Raw genomic sequence first — 17,690 nt, 5'->3', positions numbered from 1 at the left:
CCATTCGTATTTGGCCCATCGGCGATTCAATTACCGCAGGAGCATCAAATAACTGGGGAATATGGAGCCCAATTAATGCGGGGTATCGCCGTAATCTAATGTTGCTGTTGAATGACGGGTATTACTATGAATTTGTTGGCGGTACGGATCAGTTAGCACCTGGAGGTGACTTACCGTTATGGCACAGTGGTTACAGTGGGGAAGGTTTATCTGCTTTGGACAAGCCAGAGTTTACGCCCGAGAAAATTCGGGAAAATAATCCTGATGCTGTTTTGTTGATGTTGGGTATCAATAGTATTGGCAGCAAAAAAGAATATCCTGATGCACAAGGTCAGTATTGGTCTGTTAATGGAAATCACTTCAACACATTTTTTATTACCTACAAAACGTTTATTGAAAAGATGTTAGCCAATAGTGATAACGCCGTGATTTTTATCGCCAAAATTCCTCCTATTGGTGACACACGCTTTTACCAAAAGATATGGGATGATAACGGTGTGCCAAACCCAACTGGTTGGAATACTGTCGGTGATAGTTCAGTAAACCCTAAAGAGGTTGTCTCAGCATTTAATACTGAACTCCAGGCATTATATGACGCCTACTTTGTTAATAATCCGCGTGTGAAGTTGGTTGACATGAATACGGGTTTTACAGTTGGTGACAAGTGGGAAGATGATGTCAATATAATTGGTGTACCGCAAAATTGGTGGAACGGAGACGGTTTGCATCCGACTCACTACGGTTATCGCCACATTGCCGAGCGTTGGAATACTGTTATTCGTGCAACTTTTCCCTCGCCATGGAAGTTGCTCTACAGCGTGGATTGTGGAACTAAAGAAGGCACCAATAGCTTTTCCGGCGAAGGGGCAATAATAGGAAGTGAGCAATCGGTTGTTTGGGATAAACCTTACGGACCGGATGCAAATACCGGCAAACATTGGGGTCATATTGGCGATGCGGATTACAATGGTTTGTCCCCCAAACCTGCCAATCCTGCATTGTATTTCGCGTGGGAAGGCGAGAAGACTGTCTATGATTCAGTGGCTACTTCCACCGCCGGTAACAATCTCACATACCGTTTTGAAGTCGCAGCTGGCGGCACTTACCGTGTGTTTCTAGGGTTTCATGACACTTGGGGGGAAAATGCAAATCCAAAAGGTACAACGAGAGAAGCGAAAATCTTTATCGATGATGTTCTAAAAGGAACTAAAGTTTATCAGCTGAATGATTTTGGTCGTAGCATTTATGAGGTGATCAACACCAGTGGTACATTGGACATTAAAATAGAAGGTATTAAGGGTGATGCACTGTTGGATAGCATTGTAATTCAACGTCTTAAATAAACGCTGGGGTAACACATGGGATCTGCATGATCCCATGTGTTAATTGTTCGTGGTAATAGATGAATGATGGCGGTCGCGATACTCGCTTGGCGTAATGCCTTCTGTTCTTTTGAAAAAACTGTTGAAAACAGACTTGCTGTTGAACCCCACTTCTAAATAGATATCGGTAATGCTTTTTCTCAATTCCACTGGTTCATTCAGCATGCGTTTGGCTTCAATAATACGGTGAGTGTTAATAAAATCGTAAAAACTCTGTTTATAGTGAGTTTTTATTATCATTGATAACTTTCGTGGTGGTGTGCCCACTTTGTCCGCTAATTTATCTAACGTAATGTCCGGGTTAACATAGTAGCGTTGCTCTTTGATAACCCTCTCCAGATTTTTAATTAACCTGTGGTCTATCAGTTTAAGTTTGTCTTCTTTTCTGGAAAAGGGAGGTTGTTCATTGACAGTAGGAACAAAAACAAAATAGATAAACCGTAAAAAAATCAGTACGTTCACAACAATAAAATTTAAGTAATACCCACTGAGGCCGACAATATTTAATAAATTGAGATTGAAAAAGTCCTCGGCCAATTCAAAAAGTTTTATTGTCAACAGTACAGCATCCCACGCAAATAAGAGTGCAAAACAGGACAGCATAATTTTAAGCCATGCTACATCTCCCAGCTTTAAATTAGCGTAGACATGCTGTAATTGTTGATGATAAGTAAAAACTAACGAGAAACAAAATAAAGAATAGGCTAACCGGATATAACGGCCTGCGGCCTCAAGGTAGAGATAAGGTGCTGAATAGGCAATATGTTGGGATTTTATTAACCAGTATTGCGTTTCGTAATTGCGGCTATAAAAAATGACTACCATAGCGACAAAATAAGTAAACACAGGTACTAAATGCCATAGATGTTCCTTGCGCAGTTTAAAATCCCGGAACAATAAGGATTTTACGAAAAAATATAATAAGGGACCATCTAAAAAATAGGCATGGCTTCCCCAAAAAAACAAGTTTGGGGATTTTTCTAACAGCCAAATGCGGAATTGTCCTCCCCAGAACGTGAGTTCATGCAGGGGAATAAAAAAATGGCACACTAAAAAGCCCACCAGAAACCATGTGCTCGCATTTTTTTCTTTATTGGTAGCGGCCAATAACAATGCAAAAAGAAAGCACTCAAACGCGGTCAATACCATTAATACGTCATGAAAGTTGAATAAAGTTTCATTCATATGCAAAGAAAATAAGATTGACAAAAAAGAAAGCCACGCCCTGAGGCGTGGCCGTTAGTGGGAGGTATTAATAATAATAGTCCAGCAGACAACGGCTATTGCAGTTTATTTAGCGTCCATTGTTGATTGATATTTCCGGGGTGGAAATCATACATCTGCAGGAGTGTGCTGTTGTCCGGGTTACCTAAGGGAACATCTATTGCCTTATTAGTCGCTACAGAAATAATAGAATAGGTGCCTGATGCTTGGTCATAGTTAAGTTTCCATTTCTGGTTGTCAGCATTCACGTAGTCCCATTGTTGGAGATTCGCGTGGTTTTCCCGATTATTGTTTGCGACATCCAGCGCTTTGCCGCTGTGTACGCTGATAATTTTATAGGCGTCACCGACGCGTTCGATTTTCCATTTTTGGTTATCGATATTCTCGTAGCTCCATTGCTGGATTTTAGCTCCATTCAGTTTGTTGAGGCCCAATTCATCTAAACGGATGTCCAATACCTTGTTAGTCGCCTTTGACCTGATGGCATAAGTTCCGGAAATAGTGATGGAATTTGATGTGACGCTAGTGCTATTCACATTAAATCCGCCGCTCAGTGTCAATCGAATGGTTTGTTTTCCTGCAGGCAAATTTACTGACGACGACACGGCGTCCCTCCAGCTTTCCCAGCCCCCTGTTTGTGGAACAGCGGTTATCAGGTTAATTCCTGCCACACCAACCACATTCATGGTGATTGAACCACCTGAATACGGAGATGCCACCCGATAAGTGAAGGTGTAGTTGCCTGCTTGAGGAATATCCACTGTGTAATCGAGCCATTCGCCTGCAGTTGTCCATCCCACGTAATAGCCAGAGGTTCCATTATCAGTTGTTGATGCAATATCAACATTCGTTACCCGATAAGCGCCACCGGCATTTTCTGTGCTTGAATCGGCATAGACTTGGTTCATACAGCCGTTATCAAAGTCTTCTGCTTGAATCACACCTGGAAGAGCTACGTTTTTGTATGCAGAGCGAACACATGGGGTGCTGACAGTGATTGGGTTAGTTGTTTTCTCGTAAAAGTCTTGAAACCAATCCAAGCCTGAAGCTTTGTTGCGAATATTGTATTGCGCAAATTGCATAGCGCCTTGGTAATCCGCGTCAGATACTGTGGTGTTGTATTTAATCGCACGAACGACATTTTGATAGGCTGTCGTTGGGTTAATTCTCCAAAGCGTTTTATCTTTACTGACTTTTTTAAACGACCATGCAAAAGAACCGTCGTAGCGATCTCTGGCGATATTTGCAATTTGGCGTAAATAATCAAGGTTATCCTCACCGAATTCACCCAGGATGATGGGGACATTCAGTTTGTTCGCCAGGTCTGCTCGCTCGTGCAGCAGGGCTATATCCGCTTGGACGCCGTGAACATAGTGATGGGTTTGTAAAACAATGTTGTTATCGATTATGGGCGCATCGAAAACGTTCATATAACTTCCCCACCAATCGCCTTCCAACACGATAACGTGATTAGGATCGACTTCGCGGATTGCATCCCTCATAGCTTTAAACGAGGGCATTAACCGGTTGCCTTCCCCTTCTTTAGTTACTGGCTCGTTGATCAGGTCATAACCCCAAATAATGGGCTGATTCTTATATCGCAGGGCGATATGCCGCCAGACTTGACTTGCAATCTTCACGTTTTCGCCGATAGCACCGTTGACAGTACCATCCCAAAACCCGACCGTTTTCCGGTCTTCTGCTTTGCCCCAATCATCAGTACGCCCCAGTGCCTTTTCATTGTCACTGTGATCTCCCGGATTTTGATAACCCGGTGCAGCATGCATGTCCAACAGGATGTACATCTTCTTATACCGGCAATACTCGATCAGGTTGTCGATGTACTTAAATCCGTCATCGGTCAGCTGTTTGGTCTCTTTGTTGTAGAACATGTCGTAATGGAATGGCACCCGAACCGAGTTGTAGCCCAAACCGACGAGCTCGTCGATAGTCTCTCTCGTTACGTAGTTCAAACGCCATTGCCTTTCGAATTCTTTCGCTTTGGTTTTACTGCCAACCGCTGCTGTGAGTTTATTCAGGAATTGGGAGTGGGTGAGGTACCCATTTTCCCCCATCATTAAATAACCTTCCCACAGCAACCAATTGCCGAGATTGGTTCCGTTGAAAAAGAGTTGTTGCCCACTTTCATCAACAATCTGATTGCCGTTAGCCCGGACATACTGCGCATAGGTGGTAGTTGAGAACAAAAAGCATCCTGCCAATGCAAGGCAGGACAAGCCGATTTTAAGAGCTTTCATAGGGTTAAAGAATCTAAACATATAATCCTCGTTTTATTCATTATTGGGAGGTATATCTGTATCGACTACAGAGAGGGTGTTGTCGTAATGCGATGCTTTCGCAACTCATCCGATTCGCGATTGAAAGGCTAAGTCTTTTTACAAACGCAGGAGTCTTGCAAACTGCAAATCAACTGAATGGCGTTAAATCGTACGTACATTTAAAGTCCCACTTTTAATTCACACGTCGTGGGAAATGCTTTGGGGGCAGAGCACGGAATACGTTTTAAAACCAAGCTATTTAAAATCAACAACTTATAACAATGTGAAAAAAATTCGTTATAAGGTGATTAAAAAAATGCTTTCTGGTTTTATCGAGTTCAGCTGAAATGTTGCCCGCGTAAGTGGGAATTAGGGTAACGGTAGGATAGGCGACACTCATGATGATGGGTCGCCTCAACCTTGGTTACTGATTCGGATGGCTAAGCGGGGGCTTTGTTACTGTGGATATGGATGGGCGGGAAAGGGATAGTGATGCCATTGGCATCGAAGGCGAGTTTGATTTTTTCGGTGAGGGCGAATTTTACGTCCCAATAGTCTTCCGTTTTTACCCAGGGGCGCACAAAAAAATTCACGCTGTTGGTAGCCAGCTCGCCCACGGCAATCAGGGTGTCCGGCTCCGGTAATATGCGCGGCTCATCTTTGATAATAGCGGCGATAATATCGCGCGCAGCGCGCAGGTCGTCTTCATAGCCAATGCTGAAAACCATATCGATGCGACGGGTAGGGCGCTTTGAGTAGTTGACGATATTGCTGCTGTAGATGGCACTGTTGGGAATAATCACTTCTTTGTTATCGCCGGTGTGCAGGGTCGTTGAAAAAATACCAATTTTTTCGATAACACCGGCTGTGCCCGCTGCCTCGACAAAATCGCCACCTTTGAATGGGCGGAAAATTAACAACATGAAACCGGCAGCAAAGTTTTGCAGGGAGCCTTGTAGTGCCAATCCGATGGCCAATCCGGCTGCACCTAACACGGCAATAACGGAATTAGTGTTCACGCCCAATTGATCGAGTGCGGCGACAATCACAAACACCAACAGTAGGGCATTCACCAGCGACTGGATAAATTCCACCAGAATTCTATCCAGCTTGGTGCGGCCAAGTACTTTGCCGAGTATGCGTGCGATGAATTTGGCAACCAATTGCCCGATGAAAAAAATCAGCAGTGCAATCAGGATTTTAATACTCCAGGGCGCAATAAATTTGGAGTAAAACGTGATTAATTCAGCTTTATCAATCTCAAACATTCTTCTTTTCCTTTATCGGGCAATATTTATCAAGCGACACTGCCGGTAGTACGCACGCGTTTACTGCCTTTGGCTGCCTGCTCTTTAACGGCATCGGCACGCGCTTTTAATTTTGCATCGATCACATTTTTTCCGGCGATTAAAAAACCCACCACAATGAATGCACCGGGCGGTAGCAGCGCGAAAATCACATTGGGAAAACTTTCACCAAACACATTGAGTTGCCAACTGCGGGCTGATTCGCCAAACAAGAGTTGCATGTCGGCAAATAAATGGCCGGTGCCGAGCAATTCGCGCACCGCACCGACACAGACCAGCACTAGCAAGAAACCCATTCCCATCATAAAACCGTCAACGGCAGAAGGAATTAATTTGTTTTTACTGGCGAAGGCATCAGCGCGGCCGAGTACGGCGCAGTTGGTCACGATCAGTGGAATAAATAAACCGAGAATTTGATACAGCTCGTAGGTGAAGGCTTTCATCAGCAATTCAATACAGGTTACGGCCGAGGCGATGATCATCACAAATGCGGGCAGGCGCACTGCATCGCTCACGTATTTGCGAATCAGTGATACCGCAGAGTTAGTGCTGGTGAGTACCAGCAGTGTTGCCAGCCCTAATCCCAACGCGTTGACGACCGTTGAGCTCACCGCTAGTAGGGGGCAGAGGCCAAGCAATTGCACTAGCGCAGGGTTATTGCCCCATAGGCCTTTTTGGGTAATCTCTTGGTAATTGACATCACTCATGGGCTTCACCTTTTGGTACCGTTTGGGCAAGTGGCTGGGTATCGCTAAACAAACTTTGCTGATTAGCTGCGACAAATTCCAATACACGTTTTACCTGGCCGACCACTGCGCGTGGTGTGATAGTGGCACCGGCGAATTGATCAAAAACACCGCCATCTTTCTTCACTTTCCATTCTTCAATCACCGGCACGTTCAGGTTTTTGCCATTGAAACTTAAAATCCACTGGTGTTTTTTGAGTTCGATTTTATCCCCCAGACCGGGTGTTTCCTTGTGCAGCAACACGCGTACACCGGCGATGCTGCCATCGCGCTTCACGCCGACAATCATGCTGATATCGCCTGAATAACCATCGTGTGCGGTGGCGGGAATAATCAGCGCAGTGATTTCATTGCCGCGGCGGGCGCGATAAATTTTGCTGTCTGCCCCGGCACCTAAAGGTTCCCATGCGCTATCGGGTACGGGGATGGTGTCGTTGAGCAAATCGTTATCGTGATCTTGCAGTGGAATTATTTCAAACAGGGCGCGCTGTTGTGCCGCGCGTTCAGCGGCGGCGATACGTTCTTGGGTGCCGAGATTGGTCAGCGCCAATGCTCCAGCGGTAAACACCGCAAAAGCAGCGAGAATAAAACTGTTCTTGCTAATGGATTGGCCGAGCATCAGTGACCTCCATCTTGTTTGCTGGCGTCAGTCGCGCGCCGCGGTTTTTTGTGGCCGTAGGTGCGCGGCGTGGTGTAGTAATCGATAAAGGGCGCAGCAAAGTTCATCAACAACACCGCAAAACCTACACCGTCGGGATAGCTGGTGCCCCAAGCGCGGATCACATAAATCAATACACCGATCAAGGCGCCGTAAACGATGCGGCCGCGCGTACTTACTGCTGAGCTGACTGGATCAGTCACAATAAAAAATGCACCGAGCATAGTCGCGCCCGAGAGCAGGTGGTAAATCGGCGAGCCGCCAGAGTTGGAGCTGCCGCTGTCATAAAACAGGGCAGACATAACCACCAATGCCAACAGCATTGAGATAGGTGCATGCCAGGTGAAGACTTTTTTGTAGAGCAAATAAATCCCGCCCAGCAAGAACGCGATATTCACCCACTCCCAGCCCGCGCCCGCCCAGCGGCCTTGCACAAACACCGGTTGTTGTTGATAGAGATCGTCCAGTGTCAGACCGGAGTTTTGCTTCATCACATCCAATACGGTGGCAGAACTGTAGCCATCAATTGGCGTGCTGAAAAAGATTTTATCCAGTGCTGTCACAAGGCTGGGCGCGGTTTGGCCATCGGCGAGCATCGGTAGCGGCGTTGCCCATTGCGTCATCTCTACGGGGAAAGAAACCAGCAGGAGTACATAGGCGACCATCGCCGGATTAAACGGGTTAAAACCCATGCCGCCGTAGAGTTGCTTGGCTAATACTATGGCGACAAAACTCGCGCTGATTACAAGCCACCAAGGACAGTAAGGCGGCAGCGAAACGCCAATCAAAACCCCCGTTACCAGTGCGCTGCAATCGCGCAAGTAGAACATAACCGGGCGGGCGCGCAGTTTCATCACCAGTGCTTCAAAGGCGATGCAACTCAAGCTCGCTAACAGCACATTGATCAACACGCCAATCCCGAAAAAGTGGGTGAGTGCGACTATGCCGGGAATAGTGGCGTAAACCACCAGTCGCATGATGCGCCCGGTGCGATTGGCCCCGTGGGTATGGGGCGAGGTGATATTTAATAACGCCATGCTGTTATCTCGTTAAACCACTGTGCAGCAGAGCTGCACTATGCCAGCTCATTCAGTTTTTCTTCCAGCTTCGTCACACCTGCGCGGAAGGCTTCTATATTTGCGTCGTTGTCTGCTTCGGCTTTGGCTAAGCGCTCGCGTGCTTTGGCCAGACGGGTCTGCAGGGATTGGATCTGCTCAGCGCGTTTTTCTTCATCGCTCATGCTCGCCATCGCAGCGGCCTTGGCTTTGGCTTTTTCTATCGCGGCTTGAGCTGCACTTTGTTCTGCGGACACAGGTTCTGCGACCGGTGCAACTGGTGCCACAGGTTCAGGCACTGCGATAGGCTCATCTTTAATGCCCAATGCCGTCAGCTCGGCGAGTGCCTCGGTAATTTTTTGCTGCAGTTTTTCAGCGCCTTGCTGTAACGCATCCAAATTGGCGCTGCCTTCGGTTTTAGCGGTCGCGACTTTTTCTTCCGCTTTGGCCAAACGTGCGCGCAAGGATTCCAGATTCGCGCGGGCTTTGTCTTCCGGTGACATAGTCAATTTGGCTTGCGCGCGGGCGATAGCGGCGGCAACCGGGTCGTTCATGTCGACTGCCGGTGCTACTGCGGCGGCTGCAACGGTAACCGGAGCTGAAGTTGCCCCTGGTTCGGCGTTACTTGTTTGTGCAGAGAAGTCGGCGAGCTTTTTCTCGGCTTCGGCAAGCTTTAATTCAGCCTGTTTAATACGCACTTGCTGTTTGACCAGCTGCTCGTCGCTAATGACTGGATTGGTTTTATTGGGCACTAGCGGTTTTTGCTGGAACTCCAAGGTGTTTTTAGCGGCAGCCACCAGCCGTTCAAGCTTGGCTTTTTGCTCATCGGGCGCGACCTGTACTGCGCTGGAGACGGCTGCCGCAGCGCTAATGACATTGCTTGATGGAGCGGGTGCAGCCGCTTTTTCAGCCAGTTTCTTCTTGGCTTCTTCTGCTGCTTTTTGGCGCGCTACGCGTTTTGCTTCTTTCTCGGCTTCTTCTTTGGCGATGCGCTGCTGGCGGAATTCGAAGCGCTGGCGCGAGCGGTCAGACTTTTCTTTTTCGATTTCATGCAGGCGGATACTGCCTTTGGCGGCGCGATAGTACTGCACCAGCGGAATCGTACTCGGGCACACATAAGAACAGGCGCCGCACTCGATGCAATCGAACAGGTTGTGGGATTCGAGCCGATCAAAATCTTCCGCCTGCGCATACCAGAACAACTGTTGCGGTAGCAGGCTGGCGGGGCAGACTTCGGCGCACATACCGCAGCGGATACAAGCTTGCGCGGGCAGTGGCTCGGGTAATTCCTGCTTGCTGGGGGCGAGAATGCAGTTGGTGGTCTTGATGACCGGAGCATCCAAATCCAGCAAGGTAAAGCCCATCATCGGCCCGCCCATCACTACGCGCGAGGCGTTGTTGGCGTTGAAGCCGTGCTGGGCAAGTACATAGCTGGTAGGGGTACCGAACAGCACATCAATATTGCGCTGGGTGGTGAGCGATTCACCCACAACAGTGGCAACGCGTGACACCAACGGCTCACCGAAACGCACCGCGCGCCAAGCAGCGACGGCAGTACCCACGTTGACGCAGATAACGCCTATATCGGCTGAGTGATGACCGCTGGGAATCTCGCGTCCGGTGAGGATCTGGATTAATTGCTTGGCACCACCGGAGGGATATTTGGTAGGGAATACCACGACCTGAATATTCGCCGCTTCCGGATCATTGACGGCGGCACCCGCCACAGCGGCTTTTACGGCGGCTATGGCTTTGGGTTTGTTGTCTTCAATGCCGATCAGCAGGTTTTTAGGGTGATGCAAGATATGGCTTAGCAGCAGTGTGCCTGCGACCAATTCGGCGGCGCGCACTTGCATCAACATGTCGTCAGCGGTGATGTAGGGCTCACATTCGGCGCCGTTGAGGATCAATGTATCGATCACTTGGGTCGATTTGGGTGCGAGTTTCACCGCGGTCGGAAAACCCGCGCCACCGAGGCCAGCCACACCAGCGGCGCGGATTTTATCGAGTAGCGTTAAGCGATCAAGGCTGCGGTAGTCCTCGCATGCGGTCAGTTCGATCCACTCGTTTTTGCCGTCCGGTTCAATCACTACCGATTCGCTATTCATGCCCGATGGATGCGGAATCGCGCGCTCTTCTATGGCAATCACGGTACCCGAGGTTGACGCATGGGTGTTGGCGCTAAAGGTGCCGTCAGCGGTGCCGATCAATTGTCCGGTCAGTACGCGTTCGCCCACTTGCACCACTGGTTGCGCAGGTGTGCCCATATGCTGGTTGAGCGGGATCACTAAAACCGGTGGCAACGGAATATTACCCAGCGGCAATTGCAGGGATTGGTCTTTGTGCTCGGGCGGATGCACGCCGCCAGGCAGTTCCCATACTTTGATCAGGCTTGTCATTTCGGCAGCTGTCTCGTCATTTACGCGGCTTTGTCGCCGTCGCGCTGATCGCCAAAGGCCTGGCCGCGTCCGAGGTCGGAGGCGATCAAATTCACTTCGTGGGCGACTACATGGAATACAGGAGTTTGGTTGGTCGCAGGCAAATCCCACTTCCAGGTTTTGAGGTCAGTTTCCACAGGGATCATGTCGATACAATCCACCGGGCAGGGCTCGACACAGAGGTCGCAGCCGGTGCATTCATCGGCGATCACCGTGTGCATATGTTTGGCGGCGCCGAGAATCGCATCCATCGGACAGGCCTGGATACACTTGGTGCAGCCGATACACTCGTCTTCGCGGATGTAGGCAATGCGTTTTACATCCAGATGTTCGCCGTGTTCAGCGTCAAGGCTGGGCGCTTCTACATCGAGTAAATCTGCCAAGGCATTAATAGTCGCCTGGCCACCGGGTGGGCATTTGTTGATATCTTCACCCGCAGCGATGGCTTGCGCATAGGGGCGGCAACCCGGATGACCACATTGGCCGCATTGGGTTTGCGGTAAGAGTGCGTCGATTTGATCAACAATTGGATCGCCTTCGACTTTGAATTTCACCGCCGCAAAACCCAGCACCGCGCCAAATGCCGCCGATAGGCCACCGAGCGCAAGCAGGGCGCTAAGGATGGGATTCTGGAGAATAAATTCGATCATGCCAGTACCAGAGTTATTGGTGTAAGTGCCAAAGGTTGTCCGTTATTGCAGGCTGACCAGCCCACCAAAGCCCATAAACGCCAGCGCCATTAAACCGGCGGTGATCATGCCAATCGCCGCGCCTTTGAATGGCACAGGGACATCGGCGACGGCCAAACGCTCACGCATCGCTGAGAACAATACCAATACCATCGCAAAACCGAGGGCGCCGCCAAAACCATACATAGTGGATTCAAAAAAGCTGTGTGCCTTTTGCGTATTGAGCAGGGCAACACCGAGCACAGCGCAGTTCACGGTAATCAGTGGCAAGAACACGCCAAGTACGCGATAGAGGAGTGGGCTGGTTTTTTCCATAAACATTTTTACGAACTGCACCACCGCAGCAATCACCAGAATAAAGGCGATAGTGCGTAAATATTGCAGTTCCAGCGGCGCCAGTACCCAGGTATCAACCAGGTAGGTGCAAATAGAGGCGAGTGTCATTACAAACGTCGTTGCGCCCGCCATTCCGATAGCGCTCTCAAGCTTGTTGGATACGCCCATAAACGGACAGAGGCCGAGGAACTGTGCCAATACGAAGTTATTCACCAGCACCGTACTGAGCAAAATGATCGCTAATTCGCTGAAACTCATGATGTTTGTCCAATGAAGGAAGGCCGCGAAATGAATGCCCGAACGCGAGGGCTGCGTATTATCGGCAAGTGGAGAGGCATTCTCAATAAAAATGACATAAAGCCTTATTGGCTTTATTTATATCCTTATTCTATTCCCCTGATTGACGCCTCCCCTAAAAAAGGGGGAGGTGTTTGTGTCCATAGGATTTTTACATCACCCGTTGCCCAGGCTTGGCACCTGCATGCGGCTCCAGCAAATAAATCTCTTTATCGCCTGGGCCTGCAGCCAGCACCATACCTTCGCTCATACCGAACTTCATTTTGCGCGGCTTGAGGTTGGCAACCACCACAGTCAGCTTGCCGACCAGATCTTTCGGGTCGTAAGCACTTTTAATGCCCGAGAATACGTTGCGGGTTTCGCCGCCCAAATCCAGCGTCAAACGCAGTAGCTTGTCGGAGCCTTCCACGTGTTCAGCATTGGCGATCAGGGCTATACGTAAATCCACCTTGGCAAAATCAGTAAAGTCGATTTCTGCCGCAATAGGTTCTGCGGCTGATTCCGCTTTTGCTGCGGGAGCAGCAGTGGCGAGCGCTTCTTTGCTGGCATCGATCATTGCATCCACCTTATCTTTTTCAACTCGGGTGAGCAGTGGCTTGAACTCGTTGATCTTCTCGCCCGCGCGGAAACTGATTGGCGCATTCCAGTTAAGTGTTTCGCCCAAAAAGGCTTCAGCGTCGGCAGTCAGCGCAGGTAATACCGGTTTCAGGTACGTCAGCAGCGCACGGAACATATTGATCCCGAGGGTACAAACCGCTTGGGTTTGCGCTTCAGCGCCCGGTTGCTTGGCTAATTTCCAAGGCTCCTGCGTGGCGATATATTCGTTGGCGGCATCGGCCAGCGCCATGATTTCGCGCATGGCTTTGCTGTAGTCGCGAGTTTCATAGTAATTGGCGATAGTCTCGCCACCATCCACAAACTTTTGCCACAAGTCAGCATCGGCAATCTCGCTGGTCAGCACACCACCGGCGTTATTGATAAATTTGGCAGTACGGCTGGCGATGTTCACTACCTTGCCCACCAAATCCGAATTCACGCGCTGAATGAAGTCTTCCAAATTCAGGTCGATATCGTCCACATTACTGGTCAGTTTGGCCGCGAAGTAGTAGCGCAGGTATTCCGGATTCAAATGATCGAGGTAAGTGCGCGCATTAATAAAGGTGCCGCGCGATTTGCTCATCTTGGTGCCGTTCACGGTCAGGAATCCGTGCACACAGATTTTGGTTGGTGTGCGCAAATTGGCTGAATACAGCATTGCTGGCCAGAAGAGGGCGTGGAAGTTGACGATGTCCTTACCAATAAAGTGATACACCTCAGCGGTGGAGTCCGGCTTCCAGTACTCATACCAATCTTCGCCTTTTTTATCGAGCAAGTTTTTCAAGCTGGCGATATAGCCGATGGGTGCATCCAGCCAGACATAAAAATATTTGCCCGGCTCGCCGGGAATTTCAAAACCGAAGTAGGGCGCATCGCGGGATATATCCCAAGACTGCAACCCGGCGTCGAGCCACTCCGCCATTTTGTTTGCCACTTCATCCTGTAAATGACCGGCGCGGGTCCAGCCTTTCAAAAAGTCGCTGAATTCGGGCAGGGTAAAAAAGAAGTGCTCGGAATCTTTGGCAACCGGTGTTGCGCCAGAAATGGCGGATTTGGGGTTGATCAAATCCATTGGTGAATAGGTTGCACCGCATTTTTCGCAGTTATCGCCATATTGGTCTTCGGTTTTACATTTCGGGCAAGTGCCTTTGATGTAGCGGTCAGCGAGAAATAGTTGCTTTTCCGGATCATAAGCTTGGGTAATGCTCTTGCTGGCGATATGGCCGTTGGCCTTCAGACGGCCATAAATCATGTTCGACAACTCGCGATTTTCATCCGAATGAGTTGAGTGGTAATTATCAAAGCCGATATTAAATGCGGCAAAGTCAGCCTCGTGCTCGGCTTTCACATTGGCGATTTGCTGTTCCGCCGAATGACCCAACTGCTCAGCTTTGAGCATGATCGCCGTACCGTGCGCATCGTCCGCACACACGTAAGTGCAATCCACACCGCGCAGTTTTTGGAAGCGCACCCAAATATCGGTCTGGATATATTCCACCAGATGGCCGAGGTGAATCGAACCATTGGCGTAAGGCAGGGCGCTGGTAACCAGGATCTTGCGGGGTGATTGAGTCATGGATTAAAACCTGTCAAAGCTGGAGTCTATGGCCGGTAGCGGCCAGCCGAAAAAATGGGGCGCACTATAGCATTTTTCGCGCACGCAATCAGGCCGGAACTATAGCGGCTATTTTTCAGTGATGGCTATTTCTTGAGCGATAGCTGCTGCATAATCGGCAAGCTGTATTGGGAGCATGGAGCGCGCAGCGCTTCCCGGCGTACCGGGTACTGCCGCTCAATTTACAAATCACATCTTTGAAGGGGAATGCGATGGACAATAACCAAGACTCAAATCAACAGACATCAACTACCGATGTATCGCTCAGCGTTTCACAGGATTCAAAAAACCTCGCGTTATTGTTGTGGTTGGGCACCATCTTTTTCGGGTTTATTCCCGGCTTGGTGATGTATCTGGTTAAAAAGGACGACGCCTATATCCTTGACCAGAGTAAAGAAGCGCTCAACTGGTCAATCACCGCGTTGATCGGTTATGTCGCCGGGATGATTTTGGCGATTATTGTGATTGGTGTATTTGTGATGTTCGCAGTGGGTATCTGCCATTTGGTGTTCTGCATTTTGGGGGTGATCGCTGCATCGAGCGGTAAACCTTTCCGTGTTCCCTATGCGTTGCGGTTGATTAAATAATTTTTGCGCAGACAAAAGGGCAGAAATTTCTGCCCTTTTGTTGATGTGAACTGTGTTAATTAATCCTGATCATAAGGTTTATATTCAATTCGGGTGATATACAAAAACTCTTCGCCCTCCGGTTTTTTCAGCACTATCTCATCGTCAACACGTTTTCCCATCATTGCTCGCGCTAAGGGCGCATCCATACTTAATTTATGCCGTGCAACATCAAACTCGTCGGGGCCGACAATCTGGTAGGTTTTTTCATTGCCGTCGTCATCTTCCAGTGTCACCCAAGCGCCAAAAAAAACCTTGCTTTGGTCTTCGGGTAAACGATCAACAACGGTTACAGCTTCCATTCGTTTGGATAAAAAGCGCACGCGCGAATCAATTTCACGCAGACGGCGTTTGCCGTAAATGTAATCACCATTCTCGCTGCGGTCGCCATTTTTTGCTGCTTCGTGCACGACTTGCGTCACTTGCGGGCGCTCGATTTTCCACAGCTGGGTGACTTCATCTTTCATACGTTTAAAACCGGCAGCAGTAATATAAGCCGAACCTTTTTCACTGGGCGGACGCCAACGTCCCATTAGTTATCTCCAACCATTAGTGTTTGCTAAATACAGTTAAATAAAATTCCAGCTCTTCATTGAGTGCGCGTTGGATATTGTGCGCTTGCCGGAAGCCGTGCCCTTCTTCTTCAAAGGTTACATATCTTGTCATTATGCCTTTTTCCTGCAGGGCAGTGACCATAGCCTCTGCCTGCGCAGGCGGCACCACCTTATCTTGCAACCCCTGCAAAAAAATCACCGGGCAATTGAGTTGCGCTATGTGATGAATGGGAGATCTTTCCTGATAGACGTTTTGTTGTGCAGGATATTCACCCACTAACGAATCCAAATAATGTGCTTCAAATTTATGGGTGTCGCGCGCGAGTGCTTCCAAATCGCCAATGCCATATAAGCTGGCTCCGGCTTTGAACACATCGCTAAATGTCAACGCAGCGAGCACCGTGTAACCACCGGCACTAGAGCCGCGAATGGCGACTTTGTTTTTATCGATGAGTTGTTGCGCTGCTAAATAATCTACACCGCTGCACACATCAATCACATCGGTGATGCCCCAATTATTTTTCAATCGATTCCGGTATTGTCTGCCGTAACCGGTGCTGCCGCGATAATTTACATCCAGCACAGCGAAACCACGGCTAGTCCAGAACTGGATTTTTAAATTGAGCGAACTTTCTGTGGCACCGGTTGGGCCACCGTGGCACATAACCAGTAGTGGTGGTAATTGGCCTGCTAATTGAATCACTTCTGGATTTTTCGGTGCATAAAAAAATCCATGGGCGATTTCGCCATCACGGGTGGGAAACTCCACTGCTTGGGGAACAGAAAAAAATCGCGTATCAATAGATTGTGTAGTATTTGTCAGCGCCTTAATTTCTCCACTGTCATAACACCAGAGCTGCGCGCTTTGTGCGTCACTGGCGGCGATAAAATAACACTTACCGTTGCTGCAATGGATGTTAGATATATCGCGAAAATTTGCTGATATTTTTGCCAATGTGTTAGTTGTTGTGTTAATGACGCCCAGTTGCCAAAAACCGTTTTGGCTAAAACAGCAGAAAATTTCTTGGTGTGATAAAAATCCATAAGTGCTCATGCCAAACACCCACTGGGGTGTGGCAAATTCGGCATTGAGTGCGTATACGGCTTCTGCTTTTCCATCGCGCCAGCGATAAATATTCCACCAGTTGCTGCGGTCTGACACAAAAAATAATTCACCTGCAGGCGACCATTGCGGTTGAAAAATTGATTCCTCTACGTTGCCACCAATAACGGTGCTGCTAACAATATCGCCATCCGGATTTAATTGTGCGAGTACACATTCAGTATTATCCCAGGGCATATTCGGGTGATCCCAACGCAAAAAACTGAGTTGTTTACCGTTGGAAGATAAACGCGGGTTGGAATAAAAATCGGCACCTTGTGCGAGAATCTGGCTCTCACGGTTGTTTAACTTCAATGCCACAATAGCGCTCGTGGGGTGGTGTGTGTCCAGGGTGCAATCCTCACGTACAACAATTAAACGCGCGCGTGCAGGGTCGTAACAAAAATCGGCATAGCGAAATGCGCCTTCTGGCGTAATCGCGTGCGTTTCTTTGCAGGTGAAGTCGTAGCGATAAATACGCTGGTCGCTATCCAATACATAAAAAATTGCGTCGGTTGTGGCGAGGTAGGGCGCGCCACCGTATTCATGTGCACGGGAGCGAACGCTGTGCGGCGTGGGCAGTAAATCTGTGCTTACTCCGTCAGATTTGCACACCAGTGCCGTGCGGCCTTTTTCTTGCGGGCGTGATTCCAGCCAGTAAATACAATCGCCAACGGCTTGCGGCTCGCTGATGCGTACACCCTGGGCGGTGAGCAATTCGGCAGTAATGGGCGATGGCCAGCGGCCGAAGGGGATGCTTGTCATGTGTTGGCTGCGCCTGAGTC

At 49.0% G+C, this 17,690-nt stretch carries 14 protein-coding genes; 2 read left to right on the top strand and 12 right to left on the bottom strand.

What is annotated here, in order from left to right:
- Positions 1-2: 2 nt before the first annotated feature.
- Complete coding sequence (locus J2X05_RS19670) at positions 3-1,343, top strand: SGNH/GDSL hydrolase family protein (RefSeq protein ID WP_310075977.1); 1,341 nt, start codon at positions 3-5, stop codon at positions 1,341-1,343.
- A gap of 39 nt (positions 1,344-1,382) precedes the next feature.
- Here J2X05_RS19670 and J2X05_RS19665 read toward each other — a convergent pair whose 3' ends face one another.
- From J2X05_RS19665 to metG, 10 genes are all read right to left on the bottom strand, one after another.
- On the bottom strand, positions 1,383-2,591 hold the full coding sequence (locus J2X05_RS19665) for an AraC family transcriptional regulator (RefSeq protein ID WP_310075829.1): 1,209 nt from the start codon (positions 2,589-2,591) through the stop codon (positions 1,383-1,385).
- 71 nt (positions 2,592-2,662) lie between these two features.
- On the bottom strand, positions 2,663-4,864 hold the full coding sequence (locus tag J2X05_RS19660; RefSeq protein ID WP_310075826.1) for a cellulase family glycosylhydrolase: 2,202 nt from the start codon (positions 4,862-4,864) through the stop codon (positions 2,663-2,665).
- Positions 4,865-5,325: 461 nt separating this feature from the next.
- Positions 5,326-6,153, bottom strand: a complete 828-nt coding sequence (locus tag J2X05_RS19655) for a mechanosensitive ion channel family protein (RefSeq protein WP_310075824.1) — start codon at positions 6,151-6,153, stop codon at positions 5,326-5,328.
- 29 nt (positions 6,154-6,182) lie between these two features.
- Positions 6,183-6,899: an electron transport complex subunit E gene (locus tag J2X05_RS19650; RefSeq protein WP_310075823.1), complete on the bottom strand. Its 717-nt coding sequence runs from the start codon at positions 6,897-6,899 to the stop codon at positions 6,183-6,185.
- Complete coding sequence (gene rsxG, locus J2X05_RS19645) at positions 6,892-7,557, bottom strand: electron transport complex subunit RsxG (protein WP_310075821.1); 666 nt, start codon at positions 7,555-7,557, stop codon at positions 6,892-6,894. The genes J2X05_RS19650 and rsxG overlap by 8 nt, the downstream gene beginning before the upstream one ends.
- On the bottom strand, positions 7,557-8,633 hold the full coding sequence (gene rsxD, locus J2X05_RS19640; RefSeq protein WP_310075819.1) for an electron transport complex subunit RsxD: 1,077 nt from the start codon (positions 8,631-8,633) through the stop codon (positions 7,557-7,559). Before rsxD ends, rsxG begins: the two co-directional genes overlap by 1 nt.
- Positions 8,634-8,671: 38 nt before the next feature.
- Entirely contained in the window at positions 8,672-11,050 is a 2,379-nt protein-coding gene (rsxC, locus tag J2X05_RS19635; RefSeq protein WP_310075817.1) for an electron transport complex subunit RsxC, read from the bottom strand.
- 20 nt (positions 11,051-11,070) lie between these two features.
- Entirely contained in the window at positions 11,071-11,739 is a 669-nt protein-coding gene (gene rsxB, locus J2X05_RS19630) for an electron transport complex subunit RsxB (RefSeq protein ID WP_310075816.1), read from the bottom strand.
- Positions 11,740-11,781: 42 nt separating this feature from the next.
- The gene (gene rsxA / locus J2X05_RS19625) at positions 11,782-12,372 is read right to left on the bottom strand and encodes an electron transport complex subunit RsxA (protein ID WP_007644160.1); all 591 of its coding nucleotides are present in this window, start codon (positions 12,370-12,372) and stop codon (positions 11,782-11,784) included.
- Positions 12,373-12,562: 190 nt separating this feature from the next.
- Positions 12,563-14,584: a methionine--tRNA ligase gene (gene metG, locus J2X05_RS19620; RefSeq protein ID WP_310075808.1), complete on the bottom strand. Its 2,022-nt coding sequence runs from the start codon at positions 14,582-14,584 to the stop codon at positions 12,563-12,565.
- 251 nt (positions 14,585-14,835) lie between these two features.
- Between metG and J2X05_RS19615 the strand changes: the two genes are divergently transcribed.
- Positions 14,836-15,210, top strand: a complete 375-nt coding sequence (locus J2X05_RS19615) for a DUF4870 domain-containing protein (protein WP_310075806.1) — start codon at positions 14,836-14,838, stop codon at positions 15,208-15,210.
- Positions 15,211-15,269: 59 nt separating this feature from the next.
- On the opposite strand, the gene greB is transcribed toward J2X05_RS19615, so the two are convergent.
- Both greB and J2X05_RS19605 read right to left on the bottom strand, forming a co-directional pair.
- Positions 15,270-15,782, bottom strand: coding sequence for a transcription elongation factor GreB (greB, locus tag J2X05_RS19610; RefSeq protein WP_310075804.1), 513 nt, complete (start codon positions 15,780-15,782; stop codon positions 15,270-15,272).
- Between the two features lie 16 nt (positions 15,783-15,798).
- Positions 15,799-17,670 carry a S9 family peptidase gene (locus J2X05_RS19605; RefSeq protein ID WP_310075802.1) on the bottom strand — a complete coding sequence of 624 codons (1,872 nt, stop codon included), beginning with the start codon at positions 17,668-17,670 and terminating at the stop codon, positions 15,799-15,801.
- Positions 17,671-17,690 lie beyond the last annotated feature (20 nt).

Origin of the sequence: Cellvibrio fibrivorans (assembly GCF_031457055.1) — a bacterium.
In the GTDB taxonomy this organism is placed as follows: Bacteria; Pseudomonadota; Gammaproteobacteria; order Pseudomonadales; family Cellvibrionaceae; genus Cellvibrio; species Cellvibrio fibrivorans.
This window is presented reverse-complemented; position numbering and strand designations above follow the sequence as displayed.